The sequence below is a fragment of the Gordonia amarae NBRC 15530 genome (assembly GCF_000241345.1).
Classification (GTDB): Bacteria; Actinomycetota; Actinomycetes; order Mycobacteriales; family Mycobacteriaceae; genus Gordonia; species Gordonia amarae.
The window spans coordinates 1-19,333 of record NZ_BAED01000020.1 but is presented as its reverse complement, the minus strand read 5'-3'; the positions used below and the strand labels follow the sequence as shown (position 1 = coordinate 19,333).

Below are 19,333 nucleotides of genomic sequence, written 5' to 3'. Positions count from 1 at the left end.
TCACGGGGCCGCGCTGCTAACTGCTGCCCCAGCTACTGCTGCCGCTGCTGGAGGTGTCGTCGCTGCCGCGCTGCTTCGTACTGCCCTTGGCGCGGTACATGCAGTTCGCGGTCGATCCGGGACCGGCGGAATCCTCGCCGATGATCCGGTTGGATTCGACGTCACGTACCCGGCAAGCGACGCTACCTCCGGTATGCGAAGTGATCTTCGCGCCGAACCTGTTGCCGGGCTGGATGTTGTGCTGATATGTGCCGTCGGAGTCGCAGGTCGTGGTCGTCGTGTCCTTCGGCCAGGTGACGGTGGCGCAGCCACCCGACACCGCGACCGTGACCAGGACGTCACCCCCACGGGTGTAGGTGCCGGCGGCATCGGCCGATCCGGTGCCAGCGACCAACAATCCCAGGGCGAGTCCGCCCACAATCAAAGTCTTACGCATTGCTTTCCTTCTTCGAGAATCTGCCGGATCGTTCCGGCGAGAGGTGTGGGAAGCAGGCCCTGCGAAACCTGCTCGATCAACATAGCGGCGAGCTACGACATTTCGTCTCTGTCACCGAAACCAGCAGGCCACGCTGCCGAATGTCATTCCTCGGTGACCTTGATGACGTTCGCGGTGATCTCACTGTCGCTCGAATCGGTCTGTGCGCGGAGGCTGTCGTCAATGCTCAGATCCGTGCCGGACAGCGTGAAGTAGTCGGTCATCTCGTCGTCGGTGCCGAGGATCTCGTAGACGACCCGGAAGCGGCGTCCTTCGACGTACTTGGATGACGTCAGGAGCGTGGGCCGCACCGAGAACTCAACGACGCACCCCGCCGATCCGAAGCACTTCTTCTCCAGCACTTCGATATTCATCCGGAAGTCGTCGGGCGTGATCGGTATGTCGTAGACCGTCGGGGTGGCGGACGTCGTCGCGCTGGAGGTGGCCGCAGCGGAATCCGTGTCCGCAGCACTGCTCCCCTTCCCGATCAGGAACCCGCCGGCACCACCGACGACCACCAACAGGATCGCACCGAGCGCCACTAGCAACCCCTTGCGCCGACGACGCGACTCCGGCTGCGGCCGCTCGAATGAGCCAGAATCATCTACTGATCCGCCGACGAAAACTCTTGTGAATTCATACTTTTCTCACTCCTACTGAAGGAACGACTGATGCAGCCATTCGATGATGAGGACTACCTCACGAGTGTCTGACAAACCGATTCGAGAACAAAGCGGAATATTGGTGCCAGCATGTGGACACAGGATTCCGAATAGATTGTCTATCCGACATGCATAAGAATTGGGTTTCGATCGCTCAGTTCGGCATGCCTGTCGTGACACACGCGTCCTCTACTGCACCCTTAGAGACGGGCAGCCGGACCGAAACTCCCAGCACATCGCTTGCGTGACCGCAGCGTGCCACCTCACCGATAAAACAGCCACTAAGAGTGGCACCGCATCGTGACCGAGTTGGGCGAGTAGCGAATAATCCTGGCCAGCAAACGGTATCAATTAGAAATCTGCACGGCGGCTTGGCCCAGGTAGCATAAAACTACACACCCGCCGCACGGTTCCCGGCGATCAACGGACCGAACTCCAGATCAGGCCTGAACACCCGACAAGTCCTCACGCTCACGATCGCGGTAGTCCTTGACGATGTAGTCATCGGCATGCCGCAGCGCGCAGGTCCGCGACCCGGTACCGCAACCCACGCACCACCGGCCTGCCGTGGCAGATGACCGGATCGCCATCACGCGGTGAAGATTGGACATTTACCCAGGTCCGCGGCCGACAGCTCGGGAGCTATCCTCACAGATTGCGTCCAAGCGTGCGTCCGGTGCCCGCAACGTTACGTCAACGACACTGAACCTGCGTCTCTCCTGGATGAAGCTGACCGCTACGGCGGCGAGAATCCGGGGACGTCGACGCCGCTTAGAGTTCGATGCCGCTTCATGCGTTCTTCGGATCCGCCTGTCTATATTCTCCATATGTCATCATACGCGACCTTCGCCATATGGTCAGTTCGACTCCTTACAATCTCAGCGGTCCAATCCTCCTCGCCAAGTATCGACTTCGGAAGCTTGTAGCCCTCAGAGAGCAACATCTTCTTCTTCTCGGGGAAGGGCTTTCTATCGAGACGACCATTCATTGGAGAGTCAATCAACAACAGGTTTCCGAGCTGCCCGATCTCAGAATCCGACCAATCGTGACCATAAGTTGCTTGAGGCTGGATATGCTCAATTGTCATCTCTTCAAAATCTGCGGCAGAGAGCAGATTCTCGTGTTCGAAGAATCTACGCAGTACGTACCTTACAAGAGACCTCTGCTTAGATCCGGCGTTCGTGTATGTGACTTGGCCAAAATTGACTCGGAACTCCTCGAATGAGGGTTTACGTTCACGAAGCTTCGAAACGAGCGCAGAAATTTCCTTCGCTGCCAAATTGGAGTCATTTCCCGCTTCGTATAGCTTACGCGCAAAAGCCGCGTACATCCCCGAGATGCCGCCAGATGACCTCGAGGATGTTACAGCCGTGAACAAGAAGTGGAAGTTCTCAATTGCGCCGAGCGCTTCTTGAAGCTTTCTAGTCTTGATTGCCCCATCTCTATGTGCACGGGCCAGTGAGAGCAGCGCAGGCATGGGCTGCGACAATTTGAAAAGCTGGATTGCGGTCAGTGAGGCAACTACTTTACGCTCGTTCCTCGGCCAGTATACAACGGGTTCATAAATTGCTCGATATAACTTGGCGTCTGCAACCATATCATTCAAGTGAATTTCAGCATTACTCTCTACGATCTGATCCTTCATTGCTTGAAATAGCCGTTTTAAAGGGATGTAGTCCGACCAAGACGCCCAGTAGTGGTACAGAAATGAATCAGGCGAGATCTCAGCATTCGATCCGTAAATTGTCTCTATTAGCTCGGTCCACCTGATCTTAACGGAGTCCACGTCTCCGTCCGACTTCAGCAGTTTGGTGAAGTGGTTCTTCAACAGGTCGGAGACAGCCAAGTCCTTACCCCTGGTATTGAGTGTCTCGAAGATGACATAAGCATCGTCCTCATCATCCAGAACTACGAGTATTATCTTCAAGTTCAGCAGCGAGTCTCGTAGGCGTCGAATCTGATCGACCTTCGCACGCACCCTTGACGGCTCGTCAGCAAAATCTGCACTGCTCTCAATCGAGGATAACGCCGTTTCAACCTTCTTCTGAAGGAGGTTTCTTGCGCGTTCAATTGACTTCTCTTCGTCGCGAGCTTTACTTGTAAACCTCGGACCGCCCGACCTCTGGATTCTCTCTTGAAAATACGGGTATGATGTCTCTGGCTTGAGAACAAATTCTTTCTTGTTGTCTCTGTTGTTACGTTCTATTAGTAGATGAACCCCAGCCGCGAGGTCCGGCTCTTTCAGAGAAAGAAATACATCCCGGAGTACCGAAAGCATAATTGTTATGGTGGTTAACCTTTGCTGGCCATCCACAACACCGACCGCTTGCTTGTCCATCTTGTACACAACCATCGAGCCGATAAAGTAGTCGCCTGAAATGCTAGCATTCAGATCATCCCAGAAGTCCTGAATATTCTCATCGTCCCACGAGTACGGACGCTGAAATCGAGGAATGTGGAAGTATCTACCTGTAAGTAGACTCTCCAGATCGGTGTCGCTTGATTCAATCTTCAACATTAATCCTTTACGGGACACAAAAGCATAATTCGCCAGTAGGCATCTACGATACACACATACCCTCTGGAACGGAACTATCTTGTTGACATTTGGAAGGGCAAACAGAGTTCACTATAATAGATATCCAGTGGTCCGGCTGCCACTCGTAAGCGACAACCTGATACTGACCTGCCACCCACCGGTACGCACACTGAGCGCCGCCCGCTACCTTTGCCGGATCTAGGCAATCGCCATTATTCACGGACCTCACGATCTGATCGAGCTTGCTGCCACATTTTCCAAGTCACCGATTGAGACCCTGCCCGACAACAGGAGTGGCAGTAGCTCATCACGGGCGTCTGCGAGGGCACGGGACTGTCTGCGGGTGGCGTCGACCTGCGATCCGGCAGAGTCCAGGAGGCTACGCGAGGACGAAGGAAGATCACGGACGTCCCGGATCGCGAGCTCGAGCAGTTCTGCTGGCCTGATCCGCTGGTGACTGCCTGATGTGCCGACTGCATAGCTGACCAGCGTCGTTGACACCTCGGGCTGCGCCAGCGCCGCCCACAAAGCCGACCTCGAAACGGACCTGGGCACAAGAACAATGAATTCCGTGCTCGCTACAGGTGGAAGATCAGGAAGATTCCCCACATCCCAGATCCTCGGGAAACGCGGATTGAGCTTCGAGAAGAGAACGCAGGGCTGCTCGATCAGAAACTTGTTACTCTTGATCGCGGCACCCGGTTCGATCACGGGATCTTGCTCGGAGTCGTATGCGGGAAGACTGAAGTGGACAACCTTGTCGAAGTCAGTGGGGTCCACCGACTTCGTAACATGCGTCGCAAGCTCGCGAACCGGCACAGAGGTTGCAACCACCGCAACAAGCGAGCGCATCAAGTCCTCGCCGGCAATCACCACCTGCTCGTTTGCTGCGATCTTGTCGTCGAAGGCGCCGAGGACTTCGGCGATGGCGTGTTGGGTGGGGAGCGGGGGCAATGCCGGCAGACGCAACGATTTCACATCCGCCACCCGCAAATGAGGCACCGTCGATCCCATCGCCCCGGCCTGGATCCTCAGCTGCACAGCTGGGCTGATGAGGAGGTAGTAGAGGTAGCGAGGGTGCACCACATTCGGATTCGCTCGCAGGTGAGTTGTACGTTGGCCCGCAGCGTAACGTCCACCTTCCGGAATCCGAATGACCGGGCCAACAGGGGCCTCACGCGCGAGAAGAAGATCGCCTGGCTCTGGAACCAGACGTCGCGTCCACTTTACGAAAGTCTCTTTGGTGATAGTGCGCGCCTCCGACAGGTTGACAACGTTCCCACGCATCGCGGGTGTCCCAACTGCGAAGTACTCACCGTCCAGGTCTTCTGGGGCGGTCCTGTTCACGCAATCGACAATCTCGTCGCACACCTCGGCGAGTGTGAGTTCGTTACCCATGCATCCGTCCAATCTGCTCACGCACCACGGCATCCAGCCGTGCCGACTCGTCGAGTGCCGCGAACAGCTCTGTCTTGAGCCGGGTGATCTTTTCGTCGATGGGTTCGCCGTCGTCTTCTACTTCGGGGGCTCCGACGTAGCGGCCGGGGGTCAGTGCGTAGCCGGCGGCGGCGATTTCGTCGAGGGTGGCTGATTTGCAGAAGCCGGGGATGTCTTCGTATGAGATGCCTTTGGCGGCGGCGGAGGAGGAGCCGCGCCAGGAGTGGTAGGTGTCGCCGATGCGGACGATGTCGTCGTCGGAGAGGGCTCGTTCGGCGCGGTCGACCATGTAGCCGAGGTCGCGGGCGTCGATGAACAGGACCTCGCCGGAGCGGTCGACCGTGCCCTGTTTGCCGGCGGTCTTGTCTTTGGCGAAGAACCACAGGCAGACCGGGATTCCGGTGGAGCGGAACAGCTGCGTGGGGAGGGCGATCATGCAGGAGACGAGGTCGGCGTCGACGATTTCGCGGCGGATGTCGCCTTCGCCATTCGAGTTGGACGACATGGAGCCGTTGGCAAGGACCACGCCGGCTTTGCCGCCGGGGGCCAACTTGTACAGGATGTGTTGTAGCCAGGCGTAGTTGGCGTTTCGGGCCGGGGGTACACCGTAGCGCCAGCGGGGGTCGTCCTCGTTTCTCGACCAGTCCTTGATGTTGAACGGCGGGTTGGCCATGACGTAGTCCATGTGGACGTCGGCGTGCTGGTCGCGGGAGAACGTGTCGCCCCAACGGGAACCCACGCCGTTGTTGTCGATGCCGTGGATGGCCAGGTTCATCTTGGCCATCCGCCACGTTTCCTCGATGGCTTCCTGGCCGTAGATGGCAACGTCTTTCGGGTCGCCGTCGTGTTCGTAGATGAACTGTTCGGTCTGCACGAACATGCCACCCGAACCGCAGCACGGGTCGTAGACGCGGCCCTTCTTGGGTTCCAGAACCTCGACGATCACGCGGACCACGCTGCGGGGGGTGAAGAACTCGCCACCCCGTTTGCCCTCGGCCCTCGCGAAGTTGCCGAGGAAGTACTCGTACACCTCGCCCATCAGGTCGCGGGCCTTGTGCTCGCCCTGACGGGAGAAGCGGGCGCTGTTGAACAGGTCGATCAGCTCGCCCAGGCGGCGTTGATCGATGTTGTCGCGGTTGTAGATTCGCGGGAGGGTGCCCTGAAGCGACTTGTTGACGGCCATCACCGCGTCCATCGCCTCGTCGATCAGTTCGCCGATGTTCTTGGCGGGCTGGTCGTCGGAGGCGGGTTTGCCTTTCGCGTTCTCCGCCAGATACGTCCAGCGGGCGATCGGGGGGACCACGAACACCCCGTAACCCTGGTACTCCTCCGGGTCGTCGATCAGTTCGACGATCTGGTCGTCGTCCATGCCGTCGGCGACCAGTTCCGCGCGGATCGCCTCGCGGCGTTCGTCGTAGGCGTCGGAAACGTACTTGAGGAACACCAGGCCCAGGATGACGTCCTTGTACTGGTTCGCCGACAGCGAGCCGCGGAGCTTGTCGGCGGCCTTCCACAGGGTGTCCTTGAGTTCCTTCATCGTTGAAGGGGTTGCAGGGGGCTGTTTTTGGCGGGGGGGCATGGGTGGTTAGTTCCTCTGAGTTTCTGGGTGGGTTGGTGGGTATCTCACTGGGTTTCGAGGCTCGTCGCCGGCGCTCCTCGCACCTCAACCTGCGGGGAACTGATTCGAGGCTCGGCCGGCGGGTCAGGCGGTGTGGGTGGTGACCTCGATTCCGCTGGTGGTGTCGGCGGTGTCCAGAGTGACAGCTCCGGCGGCGACGCCGTCGATCAGGGCGGTGGCCAGGTTGTGGGCGGCGCGGACCTTGGCCTCGGCTTCGCGTCGGTAGGCGTCGACCTGCGCCAAGACAGTTTCGAGGTGGTGGGCGTCGTCGTCGTTCAGGTTGGGGATGCTCCACGTCTGCCATTCGGAACCCGGTTCGGCGAGCGTGTTGACGGCGGTGGCCAGTAGGTGCGGGCCGAACGCGGCGTCGGGGCCGATGCGCAGGAGTTTCGCCGGGGAGGCGACGAGGGAGCCGCCGTGGGTGTCGATCCAGGCCTGCGGCGTCGGCTTCTCCAAGAACACGATGTCGCCCGGGTCGGTGCGGCGGGCCTTCGGGTACAGCTGGGCGGCGTCGAATGGGTCGAAGGTGAGGGTGCGGTCCGGGAGCACCGGGACCGTTCCGGCGGGATCGTGGTGGTCGGTGTTGAACCGGCTGCCCGAATACACCCTGATGAGGCCGCGTTCGCACAGTTCGTGGAAGGAGTACCGCTGCAACCGGAATCGGCCCGGTGACAGCCCGACAGGTACGTCGAACGGTGGGAGCGATGCGGAGGTCACCAGCGTCGCGGCGTGCACGCGGTCGGTGTGGTGCGACGGGTCGTCGGTGAGCAGACGCGGGGCACTCGTTCCGCGGGGTACGAGGGTGGCCGAGGTGCGGATCCGTTGCAGTTCACGCGATCGCACATAGCGGTACGCGCGGCGCGACCCGGACAGACCGTCGTATCCGGAACAATCCTCCAGCGCCGCCGCGATATCGGCGGCGAGATCCTCGGACTGCCCGTCAGCGGCGAGGTCGACCGTCGCCACCTCCGCCGCATTCGCCCCGCCCAGGCACACCCACGCGCCGAGGCACTGACGGTGCGCCTCCCGCCACAGGCCACGCGGAAGCCGGAGCGCGGCAACCAGATTGCCGACGCCCAAGGTCTGTAAGCGGCGGGTGTGCAGCGGGCCGGCAAGATGGTCGGTCAACTCCCTTGCCGGACCCAGCACCACCGCGACACTGCCCGGCGCGAGGTCGAGCATCACGTCGTCGAGGCCGTCGAGCGCTTCCCGCCCCGAAAGCCCGACCAGCGACGACACTGTCACCGTCGGCCCGTACGCCACCGAATCGACATCGACACCCAGGACCAGTGCGCGTCGTTTCAGGTCCCGGGCCGCCGCGTCGCCGGCGTGCACCACCAGTGAGGTGTCCGGTTCGGCCACCGACAGCGCCAGCAGCGGGTCACCGGCCGGGACCAGCGGCACCCCGTCGCCGCCGACATGGGTGCGGGCGGCGCCGACCACGGTACGCATCACGTCGATCGCGTCGCCGGTGAGATCGCGCAGGCCGAGTGTCCGGCCGACCCGGCTCGACTCCAGCCGGGCGAGGGCGTCGGCGGGACCGAACGACGCACCGACCAGATCGTCGATGTAGCCGAGTACACCCGCCGACACCGTGAGCCGGCGCACCTCACGTAGCAGCACCTCGTCGTCGGGGTCGGCGGCGCGGGCGGTCTCGACCAGCTCGCCGTGCGACATCGACACGAAATCGGCCCCCGACAGCGCGTACAGCGCCAGCAGGGTGACCACATCGTCGAAATGGGTTTCGTCGGGGGCGGTGAACGCGGCGGCGTCCAACGCCTGTTCGGCCTGGTTGTTGCCGCGGCCGGTGCGCCGCAACCAGTCGACGACATCGGCCTGGTCGAAACGTTCGACGCCGTCGACACGCTCGACGACCGCGGGGAACGGCATGGCCTCGCCGCGCACCGTGGTGCGTTTGCGCCACTGACTGACCGCGGGTCGCGATACCCTCGCAAGGGTCGCGATGTCCTGCATCGTCAACGTGCTCACCGGCGCTTCACCTCCCCGGGGTCGTGGTCTCGTCGTACCTTTCGAATGACACTAGCCGCACGCCGCGACATTTCGATGCACAATTGCCGTTAAGCCCCCTTAACACTAGTTTCATTCGGCAATTGGATCTGCATCGGTCATCGTTGTTCCCAGGTCGCCGGTCCGCCGGGGATCGAGGAGCGAGACGCTCCGCCGTCTGTTCCGATGACCTGACGGCGGCTGGGTTGTTGTCGCTTACCTGGTCGGGTCACGAGGTTTCGAGGCTAGTTCGCTAACGCTCCTCGCACCTCAACCGGCGGAATAGCGAATAGGCACGGTTACAAGGCGACTCGTCGCTGTATGACACAGCAGCATTCCAATTACAGGAGAAACCCATGCACAAGAAGCAGTTTGTCGCGGCTACCGCGATCACCGCCGCCGCAACAGCCAACATCGCCATCGGCGTCGGCACCGTCGCGGCGAGCACCGACAATCCCACCGCCGGCGACCGGGTCACCTACGTCTTCATCAGCGATGTCGCCGACAATATGTCGTCCAACTGGTTCAATGCCGACAACGATCAATCATCGCTCACCACAACGTATCTGCCGAAGTACGGGAAGTACTCGCGCAGCTCGGGCGCCAAGCTCTACTCGGGCACGAAGTCGTTCACCTCGCGCTCGACCTACCAGCTCGCCGCAGGCGCCATCCAGACCGGCGGTTACTACGCCGAATGCCGCGTACTCATCAACGGCGTTCAGGTGTCGGCGGATTCGGCGACCGGCCGATACGCCCTTGCCGTCTGCTGACCATCCCACCTCTCACCCCAAGGAGCATCATGAACAACGGTCAACCGCCCCAGTACCCGCAGAGCGGGCACCCCCAGCAGCCGTATGGCGGTCAGTACCCGCCGCAGCTGCCGCCGAAGAAGCGCAAGAAGTGGCCGTGGATCGTCGGCGGGATCATTCTGCTGTTCGTCGCCATGGTCGGCGGCTGTATGGCCCTCATCGGCGGCGCCGCCAACGAGATCGACAAGGAGGTGAACCGGGAGGTGGCCGTCACCTACCGGGTCACCGGCACCGGAAGCGGCTCCATCACCTGGACCGACAAGGACTTCAACATGGCGCAGGAGACCGACGCCTCCCTGCCTTGGGAAAAGCGGGTCACCATCTCCGGTTTCGGTAAAACCGCATCGCTGAGCGTCACCAACGGCACCGACGACGGCGCCGAATCAACCTGCGAGATCGTCGTCGACGGCGAGGTCAAATACACCCAGACGGCCAAGGGTGCGTTCGCCAGTGCTCACTGCTCCGGCAGCGTGGGCTGATCGACAACAGCCTCGTACGTCTGAGCGGGCGACGTCAGAACCGCAGGCAGGCCCTGTTCCCGCGACCGTTCGCGGGAGCAGGGCCGTCCTGACTCTGCGGGACCGCCGGATCGGTGGGGCACCGATGCCGCGATCACGAGATACCATCCACACCACTGAAACTGCCGACAAGGCGTTCCTTCAGCGGGGGACGGCTGGCTGCCACCAGTGTGAATGCGGCCTCACGGACCAATCGTTCGGCGGGGTTGCCACGGACGAGGGCCGGGCCTCCAGTAGCCACGACCAGCGTCGATGCAGCTTCGACGGCGAGTCTCGCACCGTCGGCGCGAGCCTGCATAAGGGCATCCTCGTCACCGAGGCCCTGGTCGAGGCGGGTGCGAATCTCGGCGGCGCGGTCGCGCAGGGCCTGGGCCGGTTCGGGCCGGCCGGCGTCGCCGAGCAGGCGGATGACCCGGCGGACCACTCCGAACGGCTGGGTGCCGTTGATCCGCGTGCCGACGTTCTGGGTCGCGAAGAAGACGTCCAGCGGGGTCCGGCTGACGACGGCCGCGTCGGGGACCACCAGGGCTTCCACCTCCAGCGCCACCGTGCGGGAGCCGTTGCCGGCGCTCAGGTCGACCGGTTCCACCCGAACCGCCGAGTCCGGCAGCGTGTCCGTCTCGACGATCGCCGCGATCACGTCGTCGGTCTCGATGTCGCGGGCGCTGATCTGCAGCAGTTCGGTGATGCCCCAGCCGCTGACGAACGGCGCGTGCCCGTCGAGCCGCCAGCCGCCGTCGACGCGGGTGACGCGCATCCGCGGCGGAGTCGGGACGGCGCCCGCGTAGGCGACCCCGGCGCGCAGTTCCCCGGACGCCGCTCCCGACAGAAAGCGTTCCCGCAGTTCGGCATTCGTGGACACAGCCAGTGCGATGACGACGCCGTGATGCTGCAGCCAGGTGAAGGCGGTGGTCAGGCAGCCGCTCATCATCGCCTCGAGGATGTCGATGAGCTGGGGGAACTCCAGGCCCGGACCGCCGAGTTCGGCCGGGAGCGCGATGCCGTAGAAACCGGCGTCGGCGAGGGTCTTCCAGTGTGAGTCCGGGATCGTCGACGTCCGGTCGACCTCGCCCGCGGCCGGGAACAGGACCTCGTCGGCCAGCCGGAACGCCTCGGTCACGAGTGCGGCGCCCCGGGCGGTGTTCTGCTGGTTGTCGGCGCTCATGCCGCCACCCTACGTGCCCGGGAAACGTCGTTCGAGAGGCTTGGCGCAGGCCGGGATGTCCGAAACGTTCATGCGCGGTATGTCCGTGGCCGGTTAGCGTCGGTGTCATGAGCACTCCCGTACCCGGTACTCCCGTCCCGAACGCACTGTCCATCGTCGTCGAAGACATGGCGGCCGCGCTGACGTTCTATTCGCGGTGCGGACTGAGCTTCCCTGACCTCGACGCCGAGAGTGCCCGGTCGGCACCGCATGCGGAGGCCCAGGCCGGGGACTGGCGGATCATGTTCGACACCCGGGCGGTGATGGCATCGCTGGATCCGGCGTGGACACCACCCTCGGGTGGACATGCGATGGCTCTGGCGTTCGCGTGCGCGACACCGGCGGACGTCGACGCGGTATACGACTCGCTGGTCGGGGCGGGTGCGCCGGCGGTCCACGCGCCGTTCGACGCGCCGTGGGGTCAGCGGTATGCGACGGTCCGCGATCCGGATGGAAATACCGTCGACTTCTATTGTGCGCTTTCCTGATTCGCGGTGAAGGTGACCGGTGATCGGCCGGTCAGTTCGGTGAGGTCGCGGAACATGTGCGCGTAGTCGGCATAGCCCGCGGCGTAGGCGACGGTCGTGGGATCGTCGCCCGGCAGGAGGTCGAGAGCCCGCCGCATCCGCAGGATACGGGCGAGGGTCTTGGGTCCGTATCCGAAGTGCCGCAAGGACAGTCGATGGAGAGTGCGGGTGGTGACTCCGAGCCGGTCGGCGACGTCGGCGATCGGGCGACCGGTGCCGAGCAGTGTCGCGGCGGCGGCGACCCGGGGTGGACGCCCGGCGCGTTCCGTGCAGAGCGCGGTCAGCGTTGCCGCGGGATCCGTGCTGCCCCAGAGCCGTTCAGTCCATTCGGCCACCCTTGCCGACGGCCAGAGGTCGGCGGCGGGAATCCTGCTGTCGGTGAGGGCCTGGGCGTCGTGCCCGATCACCGACGGTGCGACACCCGGGTGGAACCGGAATCCGATGGGCGACCAGCCGTTGTCGCTGTGACCCACGTACGGAGCGGTGTCGGCGCCGACGATGAGCAGGTGCTCGCCCGTCCAGATGATGTCCATGCAGCCGTCGGGCAGCACCGTGTACTCAGCGGCGAGGTGACCGGCGCGCCACAGCGCTCCGGCAGTCCGATCATCTGTTGCTGCGGCCATCTCTACAAACCGGCTTCTTCCAGGGCCTGCTCGTAGGTGTCCAGCGCCTCGTCGGCCGACTGCCCCGCTGCCACCGCCTCGTCGTACACCGTCATGAACTCGTCGGCGCGTTCGTTGAACCGCGTGAGCCACGCCTCCGAATCCTGCCGCCAGTAGCCGACGATGTCGTAGCTTTCGCGGCGGAATCCCGCCGCGCGCAAAGACTTCTTGGCCGCCCTGATGTCGGCCGACTCGCTCGAGTACCAGACATAGGCATCGGGTTCCGGGGCGAGTTCGGCCAGTGCCGCCGACAGCCGCGACGGCGACGCGCCATTCCCGGAACCGACAAGCTCGACGACGGTGGCGCCCTCACGAGTCGGCAGATACGAAAGCTCCTCGGCATCAAGCACTTCGGCGAGAACCGTGACCTTGATGTGGTCGGGGGTGTTCTCCAGGATCCGCGCCAACGCCGGCAGTGCGGCGAGATCCGCACCCAGCACGTGGTGCGCGGCGTCGGCGGGCGGGTCGTACCACGACCGCGGACCGGCCATCAGCAGTTGCCAGCCCGGCTCGGCCCTGCGGAACCAGTCGATGGCCAGACCGTGCGCATGCTCGGCGATGTCGATGACCAGTTCGCGAGTGGTGCTGTCGTAGTCACGGATCGTGTAGTTGCGGTTGCCCGCGCTGCGCTCGGTGTCGGCGACCTCCCAGCCGCCGTACGAGTCGGGGCCGTCGCTCTGCTTGGTCCGCAGCGCGACCCCGTCGCCGGAGAAGTACAGCGCCACCGACTCATCCGCCGGTTCGATGGGTACGTACCCGTCGTCGACGACGAACGTCGAACGGATCATGTTCGGCGTGACGTGCCTGATCCCGGTGAGCGTGCCGACGAAGCTGTCCCATCTCATGGTTGCCATTGTCGGCCACTCAGGCCGCTGACCGAAACCCCCCGAATAGCGGCCGGCATCGCAATTATTGTGATGCCGGACCGTATCGGTGTGGTTTGCGCCCAGCCCGCCCGCTAACTACTGCCGAAGGCGCTGCTGCCGTTGCTGCTGGAGTTGTCGTTGCCGCGGCTGCGCTTCTTGGTCTTCGCGTGGTAGATGCAGTCCGCGGTGTAGCCGGGGCCCGCGGAATCCTTACCGATCAGACCACCCGACTCGACGTCAGTGACCCGGCAGGCCACGCCGCCACCGGTGTACGAGACGATCTTCGCACCGAAGGTATCGCCCGGCTGGATGTCGTGCTGATACGTCTGATACGCGTCGCAGATGGTCCGCGTGGTGCCTTTCGGCCAGGTCACCGTTGCACAGCCGCCCGACACCGCGACGGTGACCAGCACGTCTCCGCCGCGGGTGTAGGTGCCGGCGGCGTCTGCCACCCCGGCTCCGGCCGCCAGCATCCCCAGGACGACGCCGCCCGCGATCAAAGTCTTTCGCATTGCTTTCCTCCTGATTCGCCGGGCCTCGCCGGCGACGCATATGGCAGGTATCCGAACCAGCCGCACATCAACATAGAACCCACCTACGACATTCGTCTTCGGCCACCGCAACTATTCGGAATCGAGGTGTCACGTGGTGGCACCTGGATGCCAAATAGAGTGCGCGCCAATGATCTACCGAGGTTAGACCGAACGGTTGACAGTGTTCAGGGACCCTCGGCGGGCCGGGCGAAACCATTTTGTCGTACCCGGGAGGAATACTTCTCAAGTGTCACCGGCCGAACGGTCATCGGAGCTCCCGAAAGACCGACGTGCCGGCACTCCGGACCTTCCCTCCGGGTATTCACGTCTCTCAGGAGAACCCCATGAACAACAAGCAGTTCATCGCGGCCGCCGCGATCACCGCAGCCGCAGCCGCTCCGGCACACAGTCGTTCACCTCGCGCTCGACCTACCAGCTCACCGGTGCCGCCATCCAGACCGACGGCTACTACGCCGAATGCCGCGTGTTCGTCAACAACGTTGAGGTATCCCGGGATTCGGCCACCGGCCGGTATGCCGTCGCCGTCTGCTGACGGCCCTCACTGACCATCCGCTCACTCGCAAAGGAAGAACATGAGCACCAATAATCCCGGATACCCCCAGGGGCAGTATCCTCAGCAGCCGTACCCCCAGGCGCCCTATGGGGGTCAGTACCCGCCGCAGGCCCCGCCGCGTAAGCGCAAGAAGTGGCCGTGGATCCTCGGCGGCATCATCCTGCTGTTCGTCGCCATGGCCGGCGGCTGCATGGCCATCCTCGGCGGCGCCGCCAACGAGATCGACAAGGAGATCAACCGGGAGGTGACCGTCACCTACCGGGTCACCGGCAACGGCACCGGCTCGATCACCTGGACCGACAAGGACTTCAACATGGCGCAGGAAACCGACGCCACGCTGCCGTGGGAGAAGCAGGTGGTGGTCTCCGGCCTCGGCAAGACGGCGTCGCTGACCGTCACCAACAGCAGCGACGACGGCACCGAGTCGACCTGCGAGATCATCGTCGACGGCCAGGTCAAGTTCACCCAGACCGCCAAAGGCCCGTTTGCGAGCGCGCACTGCTCCGGCAGTGTCGGCTGACGGTTGTCTGTGCACAACTGAACATCTATCCACAGATGTGGCGGTGCGCCCTGCTCTCGTGACCGATCGCGAGAACAGGGCCTTACCGTTCTCTCATGCCGTCGCCCGAGCACGAAGCGCCGCTGGAACTCATCCGGAACCGCGCGGAGTTCGGCGTCGAACTGCTCTCCGAATTCGGCGGGGTTCCGGTGCCGGACCACCACAGCGTCATCATCGACGACAGTGACCTGTCCGATGCCCTCCCCAAACAGCTCCTCGCCGACGCCGTACTGGTCCTGCGCGACGCCGACGGCACGCTGGGCCTCGGGGCCCTTCGAAACGGGATACGGGTCGTTCATCCCAGTGGTTCTGGGTCCGTCACGGATACCGCCGGTCACCGACATGGAGGAGGCGCGAGCAGATCCTGATCTGGCGATGCTCTCGGCGATGACTCATCCCCGTAACTGGGCTGTCCTCCGTGCCCTGCCTGCGGTTTTCGACCCTGACATCCCAAACCATCGGATGTACGCTGCGATCACGCAGACCATCTTTCCCGCCCATGTCCTATCCCAACTGGAGGTCGTCTTGAAGACTCAAGCCCACGCATGGGTCGCCGAAACCGACTGGGGCCGCGAACTTATCGAGAAGCTCAAGGCCGATGCCCAGAAGGAGGGCCTACAGAAGGGGCTCCGGAAAGGCATCGAGCAAGGCATCGCCCAAGGTCACGACCGCGAACTGGTAAACCAGGCCCGAACGCTGCTGACGGTGCTCGAGACAAAGGGCATCACGGTCGATGAGGCGGCACGCCGGCAGATCAATGCGTGCGCAGACACCGATCAGCTCAGTGCATGGACGATCCGCGCCGTCACCGCCTCGTCGATCGAGGAGATCCTGTCCTAGACCCACCGACAGTGGGTGGAGTTCAGAACCAGCGTTCGAGGACCACGGCGACGCCGTCGTCGTCGTTGCCGACGGTGACCTCGTCGGCGGCGGCCAGAGCGGCCGGGTCGCCGTGCCCCATGGCGACACCGTGGTCGGCCCAGGTGAGCATCTCGATGTCGTTGGGCATGTCGCCGAACGCCATCGATGTCACGTCGCCGAGGCCGGTCAGGTCGATCAGCGAACGCAGGCCGGACGCCTTGTGGGTGCCGGGCACCGACAGTTCCACCAGCCCGTGCGACGTCGAGTAGGTGATCTGGGCGAGGTCGCCGACCTCGTCGGCGAGGATCGCGGCCATGTCGATGCTCTGCATCTCCGGGGCCCGGATCAGGAGTTTCACCGCGGGTTCGGCGAAGATCTCGTCGTCGGACACCTCGACGTGGTCGGGGTTGAGCCAAGCGTGCTGATAGCCGGGGGTGGCGACAAAGGGCGGGGTGGCGGCATCGTGTGCCGACTTCCCGGCCCGTTCGGACGCGACGCCCGCGGTGGGCAGCAGCCGGGCGACGATATCGCCGAGGTGACGCTGCACGTCGGGGGCGAGTTCGGCCGAATGCAGGATCCGGTCGTTCTCCAGGTCGTAGACGATGGCGCCGTTGGCGCACACGCAGTACCGCACCCGGGCGCGGGTGCCGGCGAGCTGGTCGGTGATCTCGGGGATCCAGCGCGGCGGGCGGCCGGTGGCCAGGACGAACTCGGCTCCCGCGTCGCGGGCGGCGCCGAGCACGTCGATGGTGCGCTGCGACACCCGGTTGCGGCTGTCGATGAGGGTGCCGTCGACGTCGCTGGCGATGAGCGTCGGCGGACCCGGGAGGTTGGTCGTCACTCCGCCGGGCCCTCGGAGTCGGGTGTGGGCCGGGCACGTTTGGCCTGGTCGGCGGCGTCGAGCTTGTTGGCCTCCGCCAGCGTGGGAGCCGAACCGCCGAGCCGGGCCGGCACCCAGAACTCGCCCGCCGGGTGCGTGCCGTAGGCGTCCTGCAATTCGAGCAGCTTCTCGCTCATCACCTTGTGCAGCTTGGCGGTGATGGCATCCGGGTCGCCGACAGGCTCGATGGGTTCGCACACGCTGATCAGGATCTTCACGCCGGTACGGCCGAGGCGCTTGGGGTGACCCTTGGTCCAGATGCGCTGCGAACCCCACATGACGGTCGGGATGATCGGGGCGTTCGCGTCGAGGGCCATGCGTGCGGCACCCGACTTGAACTCCTTGATCTCGAAGCTGCGGGAGATCGTCGCCTCCGGGAACACGCCGACGAGTTCGCCGCGCCTGAGGTAGTCGACGGCCTGCGCGTAGCTGTCGGCACCGGCGCCGCGGTCGACGGGGATGTGCTTCATCCCGCGCATCAGCGGCCCGGCGATCTTGTTGTCGAAGACCTCTTTCTTGGCCATGAACCGCACCTTGCGGCGTCCCTGCAGGAACGCGGGGATGCCGGCGTAGGTGAAGTCCATGTAGCCGGTGTGGTTGACCGCCACCACGCCGGGACCGGTCTTGGGCACGTTCCCGACGCCGGACACGGTGAATTTGAGGCCTTCGGCCAGCCACAACAGACGGGCAGCGGTGATCACGGTGCCGTAGACGGGTTCCATGGCGACGAGCTTAGTCAGCTACCCCCCACATCGGCGCACCGATTTGCCGGGGTACCCCGATCACACCACTCGGGTGTACCGCTCGTCACATCCGTCCCTGGTGTGACCGATGGCCCAGTCCCGGCGCCCGCGGGAGTCGATACCCTGGACAATTGACGTACGGAGCGTGCCAGCCCGCGCGCGACACCTGAAAGGCCCAGATCGTGAAGATCACCAGCATCGGACATGCCGGTTTCCACATCGAGACCGCCGCCGGATCGATCCTCTGCGACCCGTGGGTCAATCCCGCGTACTTCGCCTCCTGGATCCCCTTCCCGGACAACTCCGAGCTGGACTGGAAGGCCCTCGGCCAGTGCGACTACCTGTATGTCTCGCACCTGCACCGCGACCACTTCGACGAGGCCAACCTGCGCGACAACGTCAGCAAGGACGCGACCGTCCTGCTGCCCGACTATCCGGTGCCCGACCTCAAGCGTGAACTCGAGCGGCTCGGTTTCCACAAGTTCGTCGAGACCACCGATTCGGTGAAGACCACCGTCACCGGCCCCAAGGGCTCGCTCGACATCATGATCATCGCGCTGCGCGCGCCCGCCGACGGACCGATCGGCGACTCCGGCCTCATCGTCTCCGACGGCGAGACCGTCTGTTTCAACATGAACGACGCCCGGCCCGTCGACCTCGACGTCATCGATGAGGCGTTCGGGCATGTCGACGTGCATCTGCTGCAGTATTCGGGCGCCATCTGGTACCCGATGGTCTACGACATCCCGCGTAAGTCGAAGGCCAACTTCGCGGCGCAGAAACGCCAGCGCGGCATGGACCGGGCCCGTTCCTACATCGAGCAGGTCGGGGCGACGTGGGTGGTGCCGTCGGCGGGGCCGCCGATGTTCCTCGACGAGGACCTGTACGGCGTCAACGACCTCGGTTCGGGTATCGCCGACGACGCGATCGGCGACCTCGACGTCGCGCCGGGAACCAATCCGGTGCCCGGCGATGTGACGTCGATCTTCCCCGACCAAGTGACCTTCCTGGAGCAGATGCGTATCCACGGCACCGACGACGGCGTGAAGCATCGCGGGCTGATGATGGTGTCCGGGTCGGCGGCCGATTTCACCGGGCCGACGCTCGACGGTATCGAGCATCCGTATCCGCCGGAGGAGGTGTTCGGCCCCAACAAGAAGGCGTACCTGGAGCGGATGCGGGCCAAGTTCGCGCCGATCATCGCCGCCGAGAAGGCATCGTGGGCACCGGCCGAGGGCGACAAGCTGCTGCCGGCGCTGCGGGAACTGTTCGAGCCGATCATGGCGCAGTCCGACCTCATCTGCGACGGTATCGGCTACCCGGTCGGGCTGGTGATGTCCCCGCACAGTTCGTCGAAGGAGGTCACCGACGAGACCGAGATCGTCGTCCTGGACTTCCCGAATCGTATTGTGCGCGAACCGAAGGAGGGTGAGGGCAAGTACCGCTACGGGTTCCGTATCGCCACCGAGATCGTGCGGACGGTGTTGCGTGACAACGAACCCGACTGGGTCAACACCATCTTCCTGTCCACCCGGTTCACCACCTGGCGCATCGGTGGCTACAACGAGTACCTGTACACGTTCTTCAAATGCCTCACCGACGAACGCATCGCTTACGCCGACGGCTGGTTCGCCGAGGCCCACGACGACGACGCGTCGATCCGTAAGGACGGCTGGGAGATTCAACGCCGTTGCCCGCACCTGAAGGCCGACCTCGACAAGTTCGGCGTCGTCGACGGCGACAAGCTGACCTGCAACCTGCACGGTTGGGAATGGAACCTGCCCACCGGTCGCTGCCTCACCTCCAAGGGCCACGAACTCCGCGCCGAAAAACTGTAGCCCGGATCGATTCATCGCGCC

At 63.8% G+C, this 19,333-nt stretch carries 21 protein-coding genes; 8 read left to right on the top strand and 13 right to left on the bottom strand.

Translation table 11 applies throughout. The annotated features are described in order from the left end of the window. Positions 1-16 precede the first annotated feature (16 nt). The 7 genes from GOAMR_RS05150 to GOAMR_RS05125 form a co-directional block, all read right to left on the bottom strand. A complete protein-coding gene (locus GOAMR_RS05150) occupies positions 17-436 on the bottom strand; it encodes a hypothetical protein (RefSeq protein WP_005183622.1) in 420 nt (139 codons plus the stop codon). Positions 437-579: 143 nt separating this feature from the next. Further along, positions 580-1,017 (bottom strand): hypothetical protein, encoded by a 438-nt coding sequence (locus tag GOAMR_RS05145; protein ID WP_005183619.1) that lies wholly within the window; start codon positions 1,015-1,017, stop codon positions 580-582. A 560-nt stretch (positions 1,018-1,577) separates the two neighbouring features. Then, positions 1,578-1,748 (bottom strand): hypothetical protein, encoded by a 171-nt coding sequence (locus tag GOAMR_RS25045; protein ID WP_170319113.1) that lies wholly within the window; start codon positions 1,746-1,748, stop codon positions 1,578-1,580. 203 nt (positions 1,749-1,951) lie between these two features. Then, a complete protein-coding gene (locus GOAMR_RS05140; protein ID WP_005183617.1) occupies positions 1,952-3,655 on the bottom strand; it encodes a DUF262 domain-containing protein in 1,704 nt (567 codons plus the stop codon). A gap of 246 nt (positions 3,656-3,901) precedes the next feature. Continuing rightward, positions 3,902-5,074, bottom strand: a complete 1,173-nt coding sequence (locus GOAMR_RS05135; RefSeq protein WP_005183614.1) for a restriction endonuclease subunit S — start codon at positions 5,072-5,074, stop codon at positions 3,902-3,904. Next, a complete protein-coding gene (locus GOAMR_RS05130) occupies positions 5,067-6,692 on the bottom strand; it encodes a class I SAM-dependent DNA methyltransferase (protein ID WP_005183612.1) in 1,626 nt (541 codons plus the stop codon). The genes GOAMR_RS05135 and GOAMR_RS05130 overlap by 8 nt, the downstream gene beginning before the upstream one ends. 123 nt (positions 6,693-6,815) lie before the next feature. Then, on the bottom strand, positions 6,816-8,720 hold the full coding sequence (locus GOAMR_RS05125) for a helix-turn-helix domain-containing protein (RefSeq protein WP_050942596.1): 1,905 nt from the start codon (positions 8,718-8,720) through the stop codon (positions 6,816-6,818). 374 nt (positions 8,721-9,094) lie between these two features. Between GOAMR_RS05125 and GOAMR_RS05120 the strand changes: the two genes are divergently transcribed. Further along, positions 9,095-9,508 carry a hypothetical protein gene (locus GOAMR_RS05120; protein WP_005183608.1) on the top strand — a complete coding sequence of 138 codons (414 nt, stop codon included), beginning with the start codon at positions 9,095-9,097 and terminating at the stop codon, positions 9,506-9,508. A gap of 29 nt (positions 9,509-9,537) precedes the next feature. Next, on the top strand, positions 9,538-10,026 hold the full coding sequence (locus tag GOAMR_RS05115) for an MmpS family transport accessory protein (protein ID WP_005183605.1): 489 nt from the start codon (positions 9,538-9,540) through the stop codon (positions 10,024-10,026). 133 nt (positions 10,027-10,159) lie between these two features. On the opposite strand, the gene GOAMR_RS05110 is transcribed toward GOAMR_RS05115, so the two are convergent. Continuing rightward, complete coding sequence (locus GOAMR_RS05110; RefSeq protein WP_005183603.1) at positions 10,160-11,230, bottom strand: acyl-CoA dehydrogenase family protein; 1,071 nt, start codon at positions 11,228-11,230, stop codon at positions 10,160-10,162. A 107-nt stretch (positions 11,231-11,337) separates the two neighbouring features. Between GOAMR_RS05110 and GOAMR_RS05105 the strand changes: the two genes are divergently transcribed. Beyond that, the gene (locus GOAMR_RS05105; protein WP_005183601.1) at positions 11,338-11,757 is read left to right on the top strand and encodes a VOC family protein; all 420 of its coding nucleotides are present in this window, start codon (positions 11,338-11,340) and stop codon (positions 11,755-11,757) included. On the opposite strand, the gene GOAMR_RS05100 is transcribed toward GOAMR_RS05105, so the two are convergent. From GOAMR_RS05100 to GOAMR_RS05090, 3 genes are all read right to left on the bottom strand, one after another. Beyond that, positions 11,739-12,419 carry a helix-turn-helix domain-containing protein gene (locus tag GOAMR_RS05100; RefSeq protein WP_005183599.1) on the bottom strand — a complete coding sequence of 227 codons (681 nt, stop codon included), beginning with the start codon at positions 12,417-12,419 and terminating at the stop codon, positions 11,739-11,741. The two genes, GOAMR_RS05105 and GOAMR_RS05100, sit on opposite strands and share 19 nt — an antisense overlap. Before the next feature lie 2 nt (positions 12,420-12,421). Then, positions 12,422-13,303 (bottom strand): siderophore-interacting protein, encoded by an 882-nt coding sequence (locus GOAMR_RS05095; RefSeq protein WP_040514496.1) that lies wholly within the window; start codon positions 13,301-13,303, stop codon positions 12,422-12,424. A 113-nt stretch (positions 13,304-13,416) separates the two neighbouring features. After that, positions 13,417-13,836, bottom strand: a complete 420-nt coding sequence (locus tag GOAMR_RS05090) for a hypothetical protein (RefSeq protein WP_005183593.1) — start codon at positions 13,834-13,836, stop codon at positions 13,417-13,419. 268 nt (positions 13,837-14,104) lie between these two features. Here GOAMR_RS05090 and GOAMR_RS05085 point away from each other — a divergent pair, with 268 nt between their 5' ends. From GOAMR_RS05085 to GOAMR_RS05070, 4 genes are all read left to right on the top strand, one after another. Beyond that, the gene (locus tag GOAMR_RS05085) at positions 14,105-14,410 is read left to right on the top strand and encodes a hypothetical protein (RefSeq protein WP_005183591.1); all 306 of its coding nucleotides are present in this window, start codon (positions 14,105-14,107) and stop codon (positions 14,408-14,410) included. A 40-nt stretch (positions 14,411-14,450) separates the two neighbouring features. After that, on the top strand, positions 14,451-14,951 hold the full coding sequence (locus tag GOAMR_RS05080) for an MmpS family transport accessory protein (protein ID WP_005183588.1): 501 nt from the start codon (positions 14,451-14,453) through the stop codon (positions 14,949-14,951). Positions 14,952-15,046: 95 nt separating this feature from the next. Continuing rightward, a complete protein-coding gene (locus tag GOAMR_RS05075) occupies positions 15,047-15,358 on the top strand; it encodes a hypothetical protein (protein ID WP_005183585.1) in 312 nt (103 codons plus the stop codon). 94 nt (positions 15,359-15,452) lie between these two features. After that, positions 15,453-15,830, top strand: coding sequence for a FliH/SctL family protein (locus GOAMR_RS05070; protein WP_138943601.1), 378 nt, complete (start codon positions 15,453-15,455; stop codon positions 15,828-15,830). A 22-nt stretch (positions 15,831-15,852) separates the two neighbouring features. Here GOAMR_RS05070 and GOAMR_RS05065 read toward each other — a convergent pair whose 3' ends face one another. Both GOAMR_RS05065 and GOAMR_RS05060 read right to left on the bottom strand, forming a co-directional pair. Then, positions 15,853-16,692: an HAD family hydrolase gene (locus GOAMR_RS05065; RefSeq protein ID WP_005183579.1), complete on the bottom strand. Its 840-nt coding sequence runs from the start codon at positions 16,690-16,692 to the stop codon at positions 15,853-15,855. Next, entirely contained in the window at positions 16,689-17,453 is a 765-nt protein-coding gene (locus tag GOAMR_RS05060; RefSeq protein ID WP_005183577.1) for a lysophospholipid acyltransferase family protein, read from the bottom strand. The genes GOAMR_RS05065 and GOAMR_RS05060 overlap by 4 nt, the downstream gene beginning before the upstream one ends. 203 nt (positions 17,454-17,656) lie before the next feature. Between GOAMR_RS05060 and GOAMR_RS05055 the strand changes: the two genes are divergently transcribed. Then, positions 17,657-19,312 (top strand): Rieske 2Fe-2S domain-containing protein, encoded by a 1,656-nt coding sequence (locus tag GOAMR_RS05055; protein ID WP_005183564.1) that lies wholly within the window; start codon positions 17,657-17,659, stop codon positions 19,310-19,312. Positions 19,313-19,333: the final 21 nt, after the last annotated feature.